General features: G+C 34.5%; 19 protein-coding genes. 13 read left to right on the forward strand and 6 right to left on the reverse strand.

Going from position 1 to position 18,774, the window contains the following annotated elements; genetic code table 11:
• Nucleotides 1–30: 30 nt before the first annotated feature.
• The 6 genes from EYY60_RS00805 to EYY60_RS00830 form a co-directional block, all read right to left on the reverse strand.
• Nucleotides 31–2,937 carry an FAD-binding and (Fe-S)-binding domain-containing protein gene (locus EYY60_RS00805; RefSeq protein ID WP_132987519.1) on the reverse strand — a complete coding sequence of 969 codons (2,907 nt, stop codon included), beginning with the start codon at nt 2,935–2,937 and terminating at the stop codon, nt 31–33.
• A 101-nt stretch (nt 2,938–3,038) separates the two neighbouring features.
• The gene (locus tag EYY60_RS00810) at nt 3,039–3,329 is read right to left on the reverse strand and encodes a hypothetical protein (RefSeq protein WP_132987520.1); all 291 of its coding nucleotides are present in this window, start codon (nt 3,327–3,329) and stop codon (nt 3,039–3,041) included.
• Between the two features lie 120 nt (nt 3,330–3,449).
• On the reverse strand, nt 3,450–3,824 hold the full coding sequence (locus tag EYY60_RS00815) for a hypothetical protein (protein WP_132987521.1): 375 nt from the start codon (nt 3,822–3,824) through the stop codon (nt 3,450–3,452).
• Between the two features lie 181 nt (nt 3,825–4,005).
• Nucleotides 4,006–4,245, reverse strand: a complete 240-nt coding sequence (locus EYY60_RS00820) for a hypothetical protein (protein ID WP_132987522.1) — start codon at nt 4,243–4,245, stop codon at nt 4,006–4,008.
• Between the two features lie 359 nt (nt 4,246–4,604).
• Complete coding sequence (locus EYY60_RS00825) at nt 4,605–5,045, reverse strand: DUF6896 domain-containing protein (protein ID WP_132987523.1); 441 nt, start codon at nt 5,043–5,045, stop codon at nt 4,605–4,607.
• A gap of 103 nt (nt 5,046–5,148) precedes the next feature.
• The gene (locus tag EYY60_RS00830) at nt 5,149–5,643 is read right to left on the reverse strand and encodes a hypothetical protein (protein ID WP_132987524.1); all 495 of its coding nucleotides are present in this window, start codon (nt 5,641–5,643) and stop codon (nt 5,149–5,151) included.
• Between the two features lie 224 nt (nt 5,644–5,867).
• Between EYY60_RS00830 and EYY60_RS00835 the strand changes: the two genes are divergently transcribed.
• The 13 genes from EYY60_RS00835 to EYY60_RS00895 all read left to right on the forward strand — a co-directional run bounded on the left by EYY60_RS00835 (nt 5,868) and on the right by EYY60_RS00895 (nt 18,768).
• Nucleotides 5,868–7,076 (forward strand): anhydro-N-acetylmuramic acid kinase, encoded by a 1,209-nt coding sequence (locus EYY60_RS00835; protein ID WP_132987525.1) that lies wholly within the window; start codon nt 5,868–5,870, stop codon nt 7,074–7,076.
• Between the two features lie 290 nt (nt 7,077–7,366).
• Entirely contained in the window at nt 7,367–8,860 is a 1,494-nt protein-coding gene (locus tag EYY60_RS00840; protein WP_449404168.1) for a glycoside hydrolase family 10 protein, read from the forward strand.
• Nucleotides 8,847–10,169, forward strand: a complete 1,323-nt coding sequence (locus EYY60_RS00845; protein WP_132987527.1) for an MFS transporter — start codon at nt 8,847–8,849, stop codon at nt 10,167–10,169. The genes EYY60_RS00840 and EYY60_RS00845 overlap by 14 nt, the downstream gene beginning before the upstream one ends.
• A gap of 22 nt (nt 10,170–10,191) precedes the next feature.
• A complete protein-coding gene (locus tag EYY60_RS00850; protein WP_132987528.1) occupies nt 10,192–10,533 on the forward strand; it encodes a hypothetical protein in 342 nt (113 codons plus the stop codon).
• A 111-nt stretch (nt 10,534–10,644) separates the two neighbouring features.
• The gene (locus EYY60_RS00855; RefSeq protein WP_132987529.1) at nt 10,645–11,094 is read left to right on the forward strand and encodes a GNAT family N-acetyltransferase; all 450 of its coding nucleotides are present in this window, start codon (nt 10,645–10,647) and stop codon (nt 11,092–11,094) included.
• A gap of 2 nt (nt 11,095–11,096) precedes the next feature.
• Nucleotides 11,097–12,710: a glycoside hydrolase family 3 protein gene (locus tag EYY60_RS00860; RefSeq protein WP_132987530.1), complete on the forward strand. Its 1,614-nt coding sequence runs from the start codon at nt 11,097–11,099 to the stop codon at nt 12,708–12,710.
• A 125-nt stretch (nt 12,711–12,835) separates the two neighbouring features.
• The gene (locus EYY60_RS00865; protein WP_012024184.1) at nt 12,836–13,474 is read left to right on the forward strand and encodes a peroxiredoxin; all 639 of its coding nucleotides are present in this window, start codon (nt 12,836–12,838) and stop codon (nt 13,472–13,474) included.
• A 224-nt stretch (nt 13,475–13,698) separates the two neighbouring features.
• Nucleotides 13,699–14,007: a thioredoxin family protein gene (locus EYY60_RS00870; RefSeq protein ID WP_007805605.1), complete on the forward strand. Its 309-nt coding sequence runs from the start codon at nt 13,699–13,701 to the stop codon at nt 14,005–14,007.
• 109 nt (nt 14,008–14,116) lie between these two features.
• Nucleotides 14,117–14,374, forward strand: a complete 258-nt coding sequence (locus EYY60_RS00875; RefSeq protein WP_008462029.1) for a DUF6952 family protein — start codon at nt 14,117–14,119, stop codon at nt 14,372–14,374.
• A 338-nt stretch (nt 14,375–14,712) separates the two neighbouring features.
• Nucleotides 14,713–15,210, forward strand: a complete 498-nt coding sequence (gene tpx, locus EYY60_RS00880; RefSeq protein ID WP_132987531.1) for a thiol peroxidase — start codon at nt 14,713–14,715, stop codon at nt 15,208–15,210.
• A 13-nt stretch (nt 15,211–15,223) separates the two neighbouring features.
• Complete coding sequence (locus EYY60_RS00885; protein WP_132987532.1) at nt 15,224–15,598, forward strand: diacylglycerol kinase; 375 nt, start codon at nt 15,224–15,226, stop codon at nt 15,596–15,598.
• A gap of 13 nt (nt 15,599–15,611) precedes the next feature.
• Nucleotides 15,612–18,068 (forward strand): DNA translocase FtsK, encoded by a 2,457-nt coding sequence (locus EYY60_RS00890; RefSeq protein ID WP_132987533.1) that lies wholly within the window; start codon nt 15,612–15,614, stop codon nt 18,066–18,068.
• A 7-nt stretch (nt 18,069–18,075) separates the two neighbouring features.
• A complete protein-coding gene (locus EYY60_RS00895) occupies nt 18,076–18,768 on the forward strand; it encodes a LolA family protein (protein WP_132987534.1) in 693 nt (230 codons plus the stop codon).
• Nucleotides 18,769–18,774: the final 6 nt, after the last annotated feature.

Genomic DNA, 18,774 nt, shown 5'->3' on the forward strand with positions numbered 1-18,774 from the left:
CTGCGTGAAATAAAAGCTTTGCCGTTAAACTTACTTCAAGCAACTCCTCAAAATACTAACCGGATGTTGCGCTTCACGCTTAGTTCCATCATAAATTTGATGACGACAGCTCGTTCCTGCAGCGGCGATTTTTACATTTTCGGCAGTGTTGCGTACTTTTGGGAAAAGTGTGTCCTCTCCCATTTGCATACTCACTTTATAATGTTCTTTTTCATAACCAAAAGAACCTGCCATTCCGCAACAGCCCGAATTATAAATCGTAACCGTATTATTTTTAGGAAGATTCAGCATGGCAAAAGTCGCTTCAACTGAACTCAATGATTTCTGATGACAATGCCCGTGAATTTTGATTTCTTTAGTTTCTTCAGAGAAAGAATCTGGCGTTATTTTCCCGTCGATGATTTCTTTTTTGAAGAATTCTTCGATTGTAAAAGCATTTTGCGAAATTCTCTCCGCATTTTCTTTATCTGAAGCTAAGCGTAAATATTCATCTCTGAAAGTCAAAATTGCTGAAGGCTCAATTCCGATTAACGGTGCGTTGCTCGAAATTAAATTTTTGAAAATATTGACATTGATATCCGTGATCTTTTTAGCTTCTTCCAAAAATCCTTTCGAAAGATAAGTTCTGCCGCTTTCTTCATGATTGACGATTAAAACTTCGTAACCTAATTTCGTCAACAATTCAAAAGCATCAATCCCGATATTTACGTCGTAATAATTGGTAAATTCATCAACGAATAAATACAATTGACCGTTTGGGAAATCGGCGTTTTTAGGTTTATTGTTTTCATACCATTTTCTAAACGTCTTTTTCGCCAATAACGGAACTTGTCTTTCCGGTGCAATTCCCATTGTTTTTTTCACCAATGACTGATTCGAAATAAAATTCGTAATCGATGGGAATTTGCTTCCCATTTTATTCAGTTTCGCGTTATTAGCAAAAATCTTGTTTCGGGTTGAAAATCCGTTTGCTTTTTGATATTGGTATAAAAATTCCGCTTTCAAAGTTGCAACGTCAACATTACTTGGACATTCGCTAGCGCAGGCTTTACAGCTTACACACAACTCAAAAACTTCGTATAATTCCTTCTGGTCAAATTTGTTTTCTTTTTCAGAATACGTCAAATATTCGCGTAAAGCATTGGCACGTGCACGAGTCGTTTCTTTCTCATTTCGCGTCGCACGATAACTCGGACACATCGCTCCGCCTGCCGATGGCATTTTTCGGCAATCGCCAGAACCGTTGCATTTCTCGGCAGCACGCAAAATTCCTAAACTGTCTGAGAAATCCTGAAACGTTTTAATATCCGGTTCTACTCTTCCCGAAATGACACGATGATTTTCGTCCATTTTCAAAGCATTGACAATCTTCCCGATATTTAAAACCGAATTCGGGTCAAACGCCAATTTGATTCTTTTCAGCAATTCGTAATTCTTATCGCCAATCATAAACGGGATAAACTCACCGCGCACAATTCCATCGCCGTGTTCACCGCTCAATGAACCTCTGTATTTTTTTACCAAATGCGCTACTTCGGTCGCAATGGTTCTGAATAATTTTAAATCTTCCTTTTTCTTCAAATTCAAAACCGGACGCAAATGCAATTCTCCTGCGCCGGCATGCGCATAATAAATCGCTTCTTGTCCATGGCGCAACATCATCGCCGAAAATTCTGCAATATACGCTGGTAAATCGCTTAATTCTACCGCTGTATCTTCAATAGAATCGGCAGCTTTATCGTCGCCTACAATACTTCCTAAAAGTCCGAGACCGGCTTTTCTAAGTTCATTGGCTTTGTCAATATCTGGTCCAAATAATTTAACGCTGGCATATCCAAAATTGTGTTTTTCTAAGTCAGCGATTAAAGCGTTTGCCTGATTTTCGGCATCTTCTAAAGTGTGTGAAGCGACTTCAAAAAGCATAATCGCTTTAGGTTCTCCAACCAAAAAGAAACGGTTTTTAATGTGTTCCCTATTCGTTTTTGTACAATCCAAAATCGTGTCGTCAATCATTTCGCAAGTGTACAAATGATGTTTCATCGCCACAACAACAGATTCCAAAGATTCCTGAATCGTATGATAATGCGCCACAACCATAATACTATGAGGCGGAGGCAAATCATCAACTTTTAAAGTGATTTCGGTTGTAAAGGCCAAAGTTCCTTCGCTTCCGCAAAGTAATTTTCCAAGATTGATTGTCGGTTCAGTTCCGCCAAATAATTCTGATTTTAGCAGAATATCAACGGCGTAACCTGTATTTCGTCTGTGAATTTCCGGTTTCGGAAACTCTTTTATAATTTCTTCCTGATTTTCTTTAACCGAGAGTTCGTCGTAAACGCTTTTATAGATTTTATTTTCTAAAGAATCGCCTTTGGTTTTCTCGATAAATTCCGCCGAAGTCAATTCGCCAAAAGCTACTTCTGTTCCATCGCTCAAAATCGCTTTTACTTCGGCAATTTTATCACGCGTCACGCCATAACGAATCGAAGTGGTTCCCGAAGAATTATTTCCTACCATTCCGCCAATCATCGCTCGGTTTGAAGTCGAAGTAATTGGCGCGAAAAATACACCGTATGGTTTTAAATATAAATTTAATTCATCGCGAATCACACCTGGCTGAACGGTAACCGTTTTTTTCTCGGCATCATAACCCAATATTTTGGTAAAATGCTTCGAAACATCAATCACAAGTCCGTCGCCAACAGCTTGTCCGGCAAGTGAAGTTCCAGCCGTTCTTGGCGTAACCGAAATATTATGTTTTCCCGCAAAGCGAATTAATTTGCTAATATCAGCCGTAGATTTAGGCAAAGCCACCGCATTTGGCCGAATCCGATACACCGATGCATCTGTCGAATAAAGTGTTTTATGAAGATCATCGTATAAAAGTGTGCCCTCGAGTTCGCCGGCTAATTGCTCTAAATCTTTAAGTGTTGACATTTTTGCTTTTCTTTTGAATTACAAAAATAGGGATTTTTTTTAGGGGCAAAGGGACATAGTTACAAAGAGACAAAGGTTTTCTTGGGGATTGTTTTTGGAATTTAATCAATAAGTCCTTCTGTAAACTTTCTTCCAAGAATTTCAAAAGTGGGTTTTATATAATCTTGAAAAGCATTTGCCTCTTCAAGGGTTTGAAAAGATATCGAATGTTCTTCAATCAATGCGTTTAATGTAAAGTTTAGGTGCGTAATATAATCTTGATAATTATCCAGATAGTGAGATTTTGCATTTACTAGTTCGATGCCTGATAATTTTTCAAAAGGCTGGCGCTTTGCGTTTATATAGGCTTCCGCACTTTTAATAAATTCTTCTTTGATTTTTTCGTAACTCATCTTAATGATTGTAAAGTATATCTTTTTCCACTTATTATTGCTTCCAATCTTTGCGGGTACGGATTGCAAATTCGCGCTATCGGTTTTTTCTCTTTTCGGAATTTATATTTTGAAAATTCATCATTCCAAGTTATCCCACGCACTTTCACCCTTTTGGCTAATTTGCAATACAAAATAAACAATAGCTAAATAAATAAAGGGATAACATGCTGTTAACATTTCAGCTTTCATCATGAGCAGAATGACAAATTGAACCAGCGAAACAGCCAGCAATCCATAAAAACCCCACATGCTCCATCTAAATAAAAAAGCTATGAAAACACAATATACTAATTTAGATGCTACTAAACCATAAGCGCAAAAAGGAGAAACATTTTCGTATTTGATTATAGCTTTACTCAATTCTAAAGATGAAAAAGCACTAAATAAATTGATAAAGATTAAGGCAATCAAAAACACCGCAACAATAATATTCATCTCTTTTTTTTCTTCCATAACAGCTTATTTTATTTATAATAGATTAAAAATTGGTGTACACTTGGGTTAAAACAAATATAAATAAAATAAGGAAATAGCCCTTAAAGTTTGGAATTTTCAGCTTATTATTGTGTCCAATCTTTGCAGGCACGGGTTGTAAATCCAGGCTATCGGGGAACTTGGCTTCATAAAGATTTTATTAAAATATAGTTTGATATAGACGTTTCAGAACTTCAATGGACATAACAATAATTCCAAATCCTGCAATAATATAAACTCTCCAACTACGCATTTTAGTCATTGAATCCAATTCTAAACCTTCTTCTTCTAACTTTTTAGATTCTTTTATATCTCCTGATCTTATCCACCAAATTAATAACGCAAAAAATGCGATTCCAGCAATCAACACAAAAACATTTTCATCTTTTATATACTTCATTGATATTATTTAAACTTATATTTGAGTTAAAACATAAATATCATGCGTGCAACGAGCTATTTCCTCTAAAAGCAAGAAAAAATAGGACAACTAAAATTACACAAACAAGCAGAGAAAAAGATTGTAAACGTTTATTTATTTCATTTGAAATTTCTAAAGAAAGTGTAAATACATACAGAAACAGTCCCACAAAAAATAATACAAAAGTCGATACTACCATAAAAATTATGCCCTCTCCTACTACAATTTGTTTCAATGTTATTATTTCTTGAGTAGTATAAAAGAAAAAATAGATAAACCAAACCCAATATAAAAAATGGAAAATGTAGGCAAATGTTGACTTCATTTTTTGTTTAATTTTAAAATAAAAGTGATTCCTGAATAATCCTATACGCCATAAAAACACATCCAAAAGGAGTTCCTTCAATTCCTTCAATAGTCAACCATTCTAAAATTCCTTTATTTATAAGTTGATAAAGTTCGTACTCGATATAATCCTCACTATAGTTTAATTTCTGATATTCAGGATGAGTTCTTATGAGCTCTGTAAGTTTCCATTGAGAAAACTCAATTATGTCTTTTTCAAAAAGTGAAATATCATAGGCATAAATGACACCATCTTTTTCGGCTGTACAACCTGTTCCATGAAACCAATATTCAATTCCCTCAATTGTTCCTTTTCTTTCAAAAAAACTAATTGAAAATGAACATGGATTTATATCTTGTTTATGTTTATCTTTTAATAAAGCTTCAAAGTTTCTGATAAATGCAACGTAGTCTGATAGGATTTTTTCGATCATAATTTAATCAAATATAAATTGATTTTATTTGATTTACAACCGCAATAGAATAACGCTAGCGCGGATTTGTAATCCGCGATATAAATAATCATATAAAAAAAAATTAATGACTTTTGTAAACCCCTAAACTTGTAATATTACCGATTGAACCTTTAAAATCGTATTTTTTTATTCCTTCGTTAACTTTCAATTCTAAATTGATAACTGCTGATTCATACTTAGTAGTATCCTTTGTTTCACCATCTTTAAATTCCATCGCACAAGGAACCAAATTCGCATCCAAATTCAAAATATTTACTTTACTGACAAACTTTTCATCTTTTACAATTTTCAAATAAACAATTCTATTGCAAGATTCCTTATCTAACCCTGAAAGCAAAGTGACATTTAATGGAATTTCATAATCTCTAAACTTGAATTTTATTGACTTCTTCATAGTATCTTTTGACAGAATTAAATCCTTAGAACCTAAAAAAGTCTTCGAAAATTCAATAGGTTTTTCTTCTCTAACTTTTAAATTAGATTCATTTTTGGCGTCTTTACATGATTGTAATAAAATAATGATAATCGTTAAAAACATGAATAGTTTTGGTCTCATAGTTTTGGTTTTAAAAAAATATTCTTCGTTGTTTGATGAAATACTAATGAACATTAGCTGTCTCTTATAAATTATAAATGAACTTTATACCAAAAATATTAATTAACTCATTTAAATAAATACGTACTTATACCTGTTTATTTTTCATTATTTTTTTACAATTTCAATGTAATTTTATCCAAAATAATCCCATTTTAGCATTATCAAAAAAGCATTCCATCAAAATGAATAAAAACATAACCGCCCTTTACAAAATAGCTCAAAAAGAAACCCGAAAAATAATCGGTTTAATGTCAGGAACTTCGCTTGACGGACTTGACTTGGCGCTTTGTGAAGTTTCGGGCGAAGGCGAAAATACAGTTGTAAAAATCGAGCAATTTGAGACCATCGATTACAACGAAGACATTAAAACTGAAATCAGAAAAGTGTTTGCTAAAAAAACAATCGATTTTCAGCATTTGGTTTTACTAAACGAATGGATTGCCGATTTACATGCCGGAATGATTAATGATTGTCTTTCAAAATGGAATATTCCCGCAAACGAAGTTGATTTGATTGCTTCACATGGACAAACAGTTTTGCACGCGCCAAAGTTTTTGCATCAGCAGGAAAAATTTCCTAATGCGACTTTGCAAATTGGCGACGGCGATCATATTGCAGTTAAAACCGGAATCATAACACTTTCAGATTTCAGACAAAAGCATGTTGCTGCGGGCGGTGAAGGCGCGCCTTTGGCGGTTTATGGCGATTATTTGTTGTTCAGCAAAAAAGGCGAAAACCGTATTATGCTCAACATGGGCGGAATTGCAAATTTCACGTATTTACCAGCCTCACAAAATGCCGAGGAAGTTTTTGTAACCGATACCGGAACCGCAAATACTTTAATTGATATTTTCACGAAACAGTTTTTCCCTGAAAAAAGTTTCGATAAAGATGCTGAAATCGCTAAAAGCGGCGTTGTAAATCAAACACTTTTAAGTGAATTAAAAAGCGATGCCTTCTTCCAGAAAAGCTTCCCAAAAACAATTGGTCAGGAATTATTCAATCATGATTTTGTGAATTCGGCTTTGGTAAAATTAGGTTTAGAGAATATTTCGGCATCAGATTTGCTGGCCACTTTAACACGCCTTAGCGCCGAGACGATTGCCGAAGCGGTTTTGTTTGTGGTAGAAAATACTAAAACCTCAATCGAAGAGTTTACAGTTTATATGTCGGGCGGAGGCGCGAGGAATCCGTTATTGGTGAGTTGGTTACAGGAATTATTGTCTTGTAAATTTGAAAAAAGCGACGTTCTCGGAATTTCAGGCGACGCAAAAGAAGCGGTTTTATTCGCTGTTTTGGCGAATGAAACGGTTGCTGGAGGAAATTATAATTTTGGTTCAAAAAAAGGAATTCCATCCATAACAATGGGAAAAATTTCATTTCCAAGCTAAATATTTTTAGCCACGAATTTTCACGAATTATTTTTTTGATATTTTGAGAATAAAAATTAGTGCAATTCGTGTAATTCGTGGCAGAAAAAAAACTCACTAAATTGCAGTATTTTTTGCTCTTTATTATTCTTTTGAAAAATAATTAGTGAAAATTCGTGTAATTCGTGGCAAAAGAAACTATTTTTGGTTTTTGTTAATAAAAGATTGAAATGCATAAAAATCAGCACTTACTATACTCTATTCTATTTTTGTTTTTCGTTGGACTGAAATCCTTTTCGCAGGAAAAAACAATGCATCCTAAAAACGAATTCAGAGGTGTGTGGATTGCAACCGTTGTGAATATTGACTGGCCAAAAACAGCCAACGACAATGTTGAAAAAGAAAAAGCTGATTATCTTGAGATCTTAGAAACGTACAAAAAATTAAATTATAACGCCGTAATTGTTCAAGTTCGAAGTGTTGGCGATGCCATTTATCCTTCTGAATTGGCACCTTGGTCGCGATTTTTGACAGGGAAAGAAGGTTTAGCTCCGAATCCATACTATGATGCATTAGCTTGGATGATCGAACAGGCACATAATAGAGGTTTTGAATTTCATGCTTGGCTGAATCCGTATCGTGCGACTTTCGATTTAAACAAAAATCTTTTAAGTCCAGGACACGATCTTTTCAAACATCCGGAATGGATGATCGAATACGGAGGAAAATACTACTACAATCCTGCTTTGCCTGAAGTTCAGGAACATTTGACAAAAGTCGTAAAAGAAGTTGTCGATAAATACGATATCGATGCGATTCATTTTGATGATTATTTTTATCCGTATGCCGTTCCGGGAAAAGTCTTTAACGACACGGCTTCATACAAAAAATACGGCGCAGGTTTAAGTCTTTCTGATTGGCGCCGTGCCAATGTAAGCAACTTTGTACACACGATTTCAACTACAATTAAAGCCAGTAAACCTTGGGTACAATTCGGAATTAGTCCGTTTGGGGTTTGGCGAAACAAATCTCAGGATCCAAGAGGTTCTGAAACACAATCTACATCAAATTACGACGATTTATACGCCGATCCAATGCTTTGGATGGATCAAAAATGGATCGATTACATCTTGCCTCAATTGTATTGGAGCATGAACAATACGAGAGCATCTTATTCTAAACTAGTAAAATGGTGGTCTGAAAATGCTAATCCAAATACTGCGATTTATATTGGCCATGCGTCTTATAAAATTAGAGGCGACGGCGATAAAAGCTGGAATTTCATTACCGAAATCCCAACGCAAATTGATTTTCTAAGAACCTTTAAAAACGTTTCCGGAAGCGCTTATTTCAGCTCTAAATGGTTTATGGATAAAAACTTAGATGTGGTTCGTCATCTGGAAGAAAATCAATATAAATATCCGGCACTTCCTGCTCCGGTCCCAAATTTGAAACATGTTATTATTGATACGCCACAAGTTCTTGAATATACAAAAGACAGCATAAAATATACCTTTACGACAAAAAGTGCGCTGAATACAAAAGTGCGCTATATGGTAGTTTATGGAGGCGACAATATTTCTAAAATTGACATTAACGACGCTACCAAAATCGTTGAAAAGGTCACTATAAAAGAAGTTGATGGAAAAATCACTTTTTCGATTGCTGGCGGAAAATTAAATCTTTACAAAGCCTGCGCTGTAACTTTTATTGATTACTATGCCAACGAAAGCACTCCAACTGCCATAGATCTAAAAAAACCATTTAAAAACTATACACCAAATCAACCTAATGAAAACAGATAATAACCCTTGGTTCTGGATTCCTTTTTTAAACTTTGCATCCGGATTGCCTTATGCCATAATTATTTCGGTTTCGGTAATTATGTACAAAAATCTCGGAATTTCAAATGAAGACATTGGAATCTACACCAGTTTATTATATCTTCCTTGGGTAGTAAAACCGCTTTGGAGTCCGCTTGTTGAATTGGTTGGAACCAAAAGAAAATGGTTTTTATCGATGCAATTATTAATTTCAATTGCCTTTTTATTAGTCGGATTAACGATTCCGACGAACGGGTTTTTCATGATGTCGTTAGCCATATTTTGGGTTGCCGCTTTTGCTTCGGCTTCAAATGATATTGCAACCGACGGTTTCTATTTATTGGTTTTGCCGGAAGACAAACAATCTTTCTTTATCGGAATCAGAAGTACTTTCTATAGACTTTCAATGCTTGCCGGAAACGGATTGGTGGTGCTTTTTGCTGGATATTTGGAACATAAATATGGAGACAATACCAAAGCTTGGTCGTACACGATGATTTTTGTTGGTTTAGTAATGACATTCATAACAGCGTACAATTTTATTTTTACACCAAAAAATGAGATTAATGTCGTAGAAAGCAAGAAAGAAACAACGCACCAAAACTTTGGAACGATATTTACCAGCTTCTTCCAGAAAAAACAAATCGGATTGGTGTTAGCTTTTATTCTGATTTTCCGATTAGGAGAATCACAATTGCTTAAAATGCTAAGTCCATTCCTATTAGATTCTAAAGAATTAGGCGGAATGGGATTAGACACGGAAGCAGTTGGAATCATTTATGGGACATTAGGAATCTCTGCTTTAACAATTGGTGGAATTTTGGGTGGAATTGCAATCTCAAAACACGGACTTACTAAATGGATGTTTCCAATGTTTTTAGCAATGCATCTCCCAATTCTTGGTTTTATTGGCTTGGCTCATTTTCAACCACAAGAATTATTTCATCTTCATTTAAATTTATATTTTTTCGAAATAAATTCTCCATTAAATCTTTATACTTGTATTACAGTTGTTTTAGAGCAATTTGGTTATGGTTTTGGATTTACCGGTTTCATGATGTTTTTAATTCATGTTGCCGAAGGAGAATCAAAAACAGCGCATTATGCACTTGCAACCGGATTTATGGCATTAGGAATGATGCTTCCGGGAATGCTGAGCGGTTTTATACAACAATATTTGGGTTATCAAAACTTTTTTGTTTGGGTTTTGATTACCACAATTCCAGGTCTTATTTTATCACGTTTTTTAATTTTCCCGAAGGATTTCGGAAAAAAATCAGAAGAAGTTTAAACCCCAAATCAAACTTTTACCTATGGAAATCAATGAAAATTTGCAGGCCGAACGCAACTTGAAAGGAGCTGAGTTCGAAAAAAATGGAAATCTTGAAAAAGCAATTGAATTGTATGAGGAAAATGTAGCGGAAAGCTTTAAAGGAAATCATCCTTACGATCGTTTAGCTACGATCTACAAAAATCAGCTTGATCTTGAAAACGAAATCAGGGTTTTAGAAAAAGCTATTTTGGTTTACGAAGAAATTACACTCATAGATCGATTGGAAGGTTTGCCAAAACTCTTCCGCTTTAAAAACCGATTAGAAAAGGCAATTGAAACTAAAAAGCAATTGGCTAAGCAGAAAAAGGCTAAACTGAAATAAATTAAACGAAGCTTAATTTTCTTTTTACCATTAAGAAATTAAGTTCATAAAGTTTGGCTTAAATTACTTAATGCCTTAATGGTGAAACAAGTAAACTTTTTTTATTAAGTTATGATTACTTTAAAACGAACCAATTCAGACGATATCGATTTTATAAATCTCGTTGCTTTATTAGATAAAGATTTAGCAATTAGAGATGGCGACGATCATGCATTTTACAATCAGTTTAATAAAACCGATAAAATAAAACATGCGATTGTTTATTACGAAAATGGCGTTCCTGTTGGTTGTGGCGCTTTTCGCGAAAAAGAAAACGACAAAACCGAAATCAAACGAATGTACGTTCATCCTGACTTTCGCAACAAAGGAATTGCTTCTAAGGTTTTAGCCGAATTAGAAATTTGGGCCAAAGAAGTGGGTTACACGTATACCATTTTGGAAACAGGAAAAAACCAGCCCGAAGCCATCAACTTATATCAAAAATTAAATTATACCATCATTCCAAATTATCCGCCTTATGAAAAAATGGATAATAGTGTTTGCATGAAAAAGACTTTATAATAATGAAAATTACTGCCGAAGCATTACGACAAAGAATAGGACAATTCTTTTTTCCTGCCGTTTTTATCAACGATACCGAGGAAAATATTCAAGAAACCGAACGCCTAATTAAAGAACATAATATTGGCGGGTTGACCTTTTTTCACAGTCGTGCGAGCGCCGCAACGAATTACGAAAGCAAGAAAAAAGTTGTTTTTAATGACGACAGTTACGAAAAAATTAAAGTCTTAATTGCTCGTTACCAAAAAGCCGCTTCTACTCCACTTTTAATCAGTATTGATGCCGAATGGGGATTAGCAATGCGCATCGAAAAAACACCACAATATCCGTATGCGATTACACTTGGGGCTTTGCCACAAAACAAAGCTGCTTTGGTTTACGAAGTTGGAAAACAAATTGGATTGGATTTAAAAGCAGCCGGAATTCAGTATAATTTATCGCCTTTGGCCGACATCAATAATAATCCGAACAATCCGGTTATTGGTTATCGTTCTTTTGGTGAAAACAAAGAAAAAGTAGCTGATTTTGCTGTGGAATATTTAAAAGGAATGTCAGAAGTTGGTGTTTTAGGCTGTCTAAAACATTTTCCTGGACATGGAAATACAAATGTCGATTCGCATTTAGGATTGCCGGTTTTAAAGGAAACTTTAGACGAATTAATGGAAAACGAATTATATCCGTTCATCAAAGGAATTGAAAATAATGTTGATTCGATTATGATTGGACATTTGGCTGTTCCGAGTTTGAACGATGGAAAAGATACATCGGCAACTTTATCAAAAGCCGTTATTCAAGATCTTTTGCGTGATAAATTGGGTTACGATGGTTTAGTAATTTCTGATGCCTTGAATATGCACAGCGTTTCTAAACTATATGAAACAAAAGGGCAACTGGAATGGGAAGCTTTCAATGCTGGAAACGATGTTTTATGCTTTGCCGAAAATGTTCCTGAAGGAATTGAAGCTATCTTTAAAAATGCATCGCCAGAACGCATCGAAGAAAGTTATAACAGAATCATGAAAGCCAAAGAAAAAGCAGGAATCCTTTCTGGAAATACCGCTGTATCAGGCGAATTAGATTTCGAAAAAACATCAAAATTAAACCTGGAAATTGCTCAAAATGCGATTACCTCAATTATCGATAACTCTAGCGCAGAATTAGCATTTGAAGCTCAGAAAAACAACAAATTAGCCAAACTGAGTTTGTATAAAAATACCGAAAATACGTTCTTTAAAACTTTAAATGCAAAATTATCTTCACCGGAATTTGCTTTTGAAAATCTAGAAATTTCAGATATTACTTCAATCAAAAAAGAATTAGAAAATTTCGAAACGATTATCATTTCTTTATTTGTTCCAAAAGCAAAACCTTTGAATAATTTTGAAATTGACAACGAAGTTTTAGGCTTACTTTCTGATTTACTTCAAAGCAAAAAATGTATTGTTTACGTTTTCGGAAATCCATATTCTTTACCGTTAATTCCTAATCTCAAAAAAGCTTTAGGACTGGTTGAAGCGTATCAGGATTTTGAAGAATTTCAAAAAACAGCAGGAATTCAATTTTTAGAAAAAAATAGTTTCAGCGGATCCTTACCCGTAAATATTGAAATTCAATAAGTTAAAACACGAAATAGTCAAAATTTATCAACTTATAAATTTTTATAATCACATCTTATTGTAAGAATCTGGACTTATAGCCTACTTTTGCACCAGAAATAAATATTTAACGTAAAACAAAAACTATGTCTTTAGTAGGAAAAAAATTCCCAAGTATTGCAGTAGATGCTATCTCAGAAATGGGTGACAATTTAAAAATCAACATTTTTGAAGAAGCAGTAAACAACAATAAAAAAGTACTTTTATTTTGGTACCCAAAAGATTTTACTTTTGTATGTCCAACAGAATTACACGCCTTTCAAGCTGCATTACCAGAATTCGAAAAAAGAAATACTATCGTAATTGGTGCTTCTTGCGACACAAACGAGGTTCACTTTGCTTGGTTAAATACTCCAAAAAACAATGGTGGAATCGAAGGTGTTACTTACCCAATTTTAGCAGATACAAACCGTAACTTAGCTAACATTTTAGGTATTCTTGATATCGAATCTACAAGCTATAGCGAAGATACTGACTCAGTTATCATCGAAGGTTCAAACGTAACTTACAGAGCTACTTACCTAATTGACGAAACTGGAAAAATCTTCCACGAAAGTGTAAACGATATGCCATTAGGACGTAACGTAAACGAATACTTAAGAATGGTTGACGCTTACACTCACATCCAAACTAAAGGTGAAGTTTGTCCTGCAAACTGGGAAGCTGGTAAAGAAGCAATGTCTGCTGACAGAATCAGTACAGCTGAATACTTAAGCGCTAATTAAGCTGCTGAGATACTAAGGTTCTAAGTTGCTAAGTTTTTTAGCTTAACTTTTGAATCTTACATACAATTCTACAATAAAAAGTCAAGAGATTCTAAGATTAAACTTAGATCTTAGAATCTCAACGACTTAAAAAAAATCAAATAAATCCACACAAAGTTATTCGGTTCGAGAGCAAACTTAGCATCTTAGAACCTTAGCAACTTAGTGTCTAAAAAATAGAAATTATGTTAATCGACTTAAACGAAGATACGTTAGCAGATTTAGTTGCTAAAAATGAAAAAGTAGTAGTACAATATTCAGCTTCATGGTGTGGAAATTGCCGTATTATGAAACCAAAATTCAAAAAATTAGCAACAGAAAATGAAGCTATCACTTTTGTTTTGGTTGATGCAGAAAATTCTCCTGAATCAAGAAAATTAGCTAATGTGAGCAACTTGCCAACATTCGCAACTTTCGTAAACGGACAATTGGTTGGTGAAACGCAAACTAACAAACAAGAAGTTTTAATTGATCTTGTAAACGCAATTGCTTAAATTTAGATATTAGACTGGCTTAGATTTTTAGACTTCTTAGAATGTTGTCTATAAACTTTAAAAAGGTCTAAGAAGTCTAAGAATGTCTAAAAATCTAAGAAATCTAAACATGAAATTACCCGTAATTAAGCATTTAACGCAATTCATCGAAGAAAACGATCAGGATTATATCATCGAAACGATCGAAGTTCTGGAAGCTATGACCGAAATTCCATCTTTAAAAGATGAAGAATTAGACGTAATTGGAGAATTGATTTCGAACATGTACGGCGCACTTGAAGTACAGAAACTTGTAGCTCAAGGAACAGATAAAAAAGAAGCTTTAAATACGTTTATGAAACGTGTTTTAGGCTCAATCGATAAATAAATCGGCCTCTTTTTCAAATAAAAAACAAAAAAACATGACTGAGAAAGCGTTTCTAATTTTAGGGACGCTTTTTTTATATTGTGGTAATTGGCACACGGATGACACGGATTCATTTCGTGAAGTCGCGGATTTAAACGGATTTTTTTTGTACGTAATCATAAAAAAATCCCTTTAAATCCGCGTTTTTGCGTAAGCAAATCTGTATTATCCGCGTACAATCTATACACAAATTAAGATAAAAATTTACCTCCTTAATCTCTCCTTAAACCCTTAACAAATACTTTTAGATTCAAATATTAATCCTTACTTTTGAGCCTCATTAATTTTAATCAAAAATCATGGCATCTATTACATTAGGAGGGAATCCAGTTCATACATCAGGCGAATTGCCAGCAGTTGGATCGCAATTAGCTGACTTCAAATTAGTTCAAAACGATTTGTCTGTTGCTTCATTAAGCAATTTTGCAGGCAAAAAATTAGTTTTAAATATTTTCCCAAGTGTTGATACAGGAACTTGCGCAACATCTGTTAGAAAATTCAACGCAAGTGCAAGCGGATTAGAAAATACTACTGTTTTATGTATTTCTAGAGATTTACCTTTCGCTCAAAAACGTTTTTGTGGTGCTGAAGGTTTAGAAAATGTTGTAAACTTATCAGATTTTCAAACTGGTGCTTTTGGTAAAGCAAACGGATTAGAAATTATCGACGGTCCTTTAGCTGGTTTACATTCAAGAGCAATCATTGTTGTTGATGCCAACGGAAAAGTTCTTCACACAGAACAAGTTGCAGAAATTGCAAACGAACCAAATTACGAAGCAGCTTTAGCAGCACTATAATATTTTCCAATAAATGGAGTTTCAAAAAGATAATACATTTGTTACAGGTCGGTTAAAAAGCATGACTTATGCTTTTAATGGAGCTGTAAAATTGATTAAAACAGAACACAGCATTATGGTTCAATTCTCATTGGGAATTATCATGACTATTGCTGGGTTCTATTTTCATATTTCACAAACCGAATGGCTATGTCAAACCTTAGCCATTGGTTTAGTTCTAGCTGTTGAAGGACTCAACACGGCTGTTGAAAAAATTGCCGATTTTATTCATCCTGATTACAGCAAACGAATTGGATTTATTAAAGATATTGCTGCCGGAGCGGTATTTTTTGCCGCAATGACTGCAATAGCAATTGGCTTAATTATTTATATCCCAAAATTTATATAGGCGAAACGCAAGAATGGCAAAAACAAAAAAAGAAACTGCAGACAAAAAAACCGAATCAAAAGGCGAAAGCATAAGGTCTTGGAAACTATCCAAACAACAAAAGTTTGTTTTGGGATGCCTTTTGATACTCTTTTCAATCGCATTATTGGTTGCGTTTATTTCGTTTTATGTTAACGGACAATGGCAAGCAGACCAAAGCGCAGTTGAAAGTCTTGGAAATCGCGACGAAGTGGTTCAAAACTGGCTCGGAAAATTCGGGGCTTATCTGGCTGATCTTATCGTTTACCGAGGTTTCGGAATCGCATCTTTCATTTTTGTTCGTCTATTTTTCTTAACCGGACTATTTTTAGCATTGGAGCTTTCTACCAAAAAACTTAAAAATACTTGGTTTTGGGATTTATTTGCCTTGATTGTTGTTTCTATTCTTTTTGGTTTTTTCGCTACGTCGGCACCAGAATTAGGCGGAACTATTGGCTATGAACTAAATCTTTTCCTTCAGGATTATATCGGAAAAACAGGAACTTTATTAACCTTGCTTTTCGGATTGATTGTTTATTTGATTTTCAAAATAAAAGTATCGCCTGAAAAGATTCAATCTTATTTTGATTCAACCAAAAAGGAATTCAGTTCTGAATTAGAATCAATAAAACCAATTCAGCCACAACAACCGCAACAACCGGAAAGCGCATATAATCTAGAAGAATTTGCAATTGAGGAAGAAGATCCTGAATTGGACAATATTCATCTAAAAACCGTTGACAGTCAATTTGAAATCAACAAAGAAGCTTTAAAACCGACCATTTCACATGCATCAGAAATTGATCTGAGTCCAGTTTTAAAACCTATTACACCACCTACCCCACAAGTCATTCCGACGCATGACGAAGCATTTGTTATCGAAAAAGCAGAGGAAGAAGATATTATCGAAGAAAATCTGGCTTCTCGCCTAGTTGCTGATTTTGGATTATTTGACCCAACTTTGGATTTATCCAATTACAAATTCCCAACCATCGATTTATTAAAAGAATATTCGACTGGCGGAATCACAATCAATCAAGAAGAGTTAGAAGAAAATAAAAACAAGATTGTAGATACACTTCGTAACTACAAAATTGAAATTGCTCAGATTAAAGCAACCGTTGGACCATCGGTAACTTTATACGAAATTGTTCCAGAAGCCGGAATTAGAATTTCAAAAATTAAAAGTTTAGAAGATGATATTGCTTTGTCACTATCGGCTTTAGGAATTCGTATTATTGCACCAATTCCAGGAAAAGGCACAATTGGTATCGAGGTTCCGAACAAAAACCCAACCATGGTTTCTATGAAAAGCGTTATTGGAGCTGCTAAGTTCCAAGAAGCTGAAATGGAATTGCCAATTGCCTTAGGAAAAACTATTTCAAACGAAACTTTTGTTGTCGATTTAGCCAAAATGCCTCACTTATTAATGGCAGGTGCTACTGGACAAGGAAAATCGGTAGGATTGAATGCGGTTTTAACTTCGCTTTTATACAAAAAACATCCTGCAGAAGTAAAATTTGTTTTGGTTGATCCGAAAAAAGTAGAGCTTACGCTTTTTAATAAAATTGAAAGACATTATTTAGCCAAACTTCCTGATACCGAAGACGCTATTATTACAGATAATGCGAAAGTTGTCAATACTTTAAATTCGCTTTGTACAGAAATGGATAATCGTTATTCTTTATTAAAAGATGCGATGGTTCGTAATATTAAAGAATACAACGAAAAATTCAGATCAAGAAAATTAAACCCAGAAGCAGGCCACCGATTTTTGCCTTACATTGTTTTGGTTGTCGATGAGTTTGCCGATTTGATTATGACAGCTGGAAAAGAAGTCGAAATTCCTATTGCGCGTTTGGCTCAGCTGGCTCGTGCTATTGGTATTCACTTGATTATAGCAACACAAAGACCATCTGTAAACGTAATTACAGGTTTAATTAAAGCCAATTTCCCTGCCAGAATTGCCTTTAGAGTAACTTCAAAAATTGACTCGAGAACGATTTTGGATACTCAAGGCGCTGACCAGTTGATTGGACGAGGAGATTTATTATACACAAATGGAAACGACGTTGTGCGTGTTCAATGTGCATTTATTGATACACCAGAGGTCGAAAAAATTACGGATTTTATTGGCGGACAGAAAGCGTATGCCACGGCTTATTTGCTTCCAGAGTTCATTGGAGAAGAAAGTGGCATCAATCTTGATATAGACATTTCCGAAAGAGACACCCTGTTTAGAGAAGCTGCCGAGATTATTGTCAATGCACAACAAGGTTCTGCTTCGTTACTGCAAAGAAAATTAAAACTAGGCTACAACAGAGCCGGGCGATTGATTGATCAATTGGAAGCAGCCGGAATTGTTGGCCCTTTTGAAGGCAGTAAAGCCCGAAGCGTGAACATTCTAGATTTAAGTGCTCTTGATCAATTTTTTAATAATGAACAAAATTAACCCCATCATGAAAACGAAAATTCAGGAAATCAGAAACAATTCTATCACAAACATGACTAAAAAGTGTCTTCAAATTGCAACTATATTGCTTTTGAGCTTCACTTCTATTCAGGCTCAGGATAAAAAAGCCAAAGATTTATTGAACGAAGTAACGACTAAAATAAAAAGTTACGACAACATTGTTATCGATTTTAAATACTCTTTGAATAATGCTAAAGAAAACATTAATCAAGACAGTAAAGGGAACGTAACAATGAAGGGAAATCAATATGTATTGAACTTCATGGGAGTTACTAAAATATTCGACGGGCAAAAAACATATACAATCAACCCTGAAGATGAAGAAGTTACTATTTCTAAAGTAAATGAAAAAGATGACAATGCTATAACGCCTTCAAAAATGCTTACTTTCTTTAATTCTGGCTACAAATACAACATGGATATTGTACAGAATGTTAAAGGACGAAAAATTCAGTATATAAAATTAGTTCCGACAAGTGGCAAAGACCAGAGAAAAGAAATTCTTTTAGGTATTGACGTTCAAACAAAACACATCTATAATTTGATTGAAACTGGAAAAAACGGAACAAAAACAACTTTAACCGTTAATTCTTTTAAAACCAATCAGCCTTTATCAAAAAATCAATTTACCTTTGTAGCGAGCAAATATCCAAAATACTACATCAACAAATTAGATTAATTACGG

Origin of the sequence: Flavobacterium zhairuonense (assembly GCF_004352915.1) — a bacterium.
Lineage (GTDB): Bacteria > Bacteroidota > Bacteroidia > Flavobacteriales > Flavobacteriaceae > Flavobacterium > Flavobacterium zhairuonense.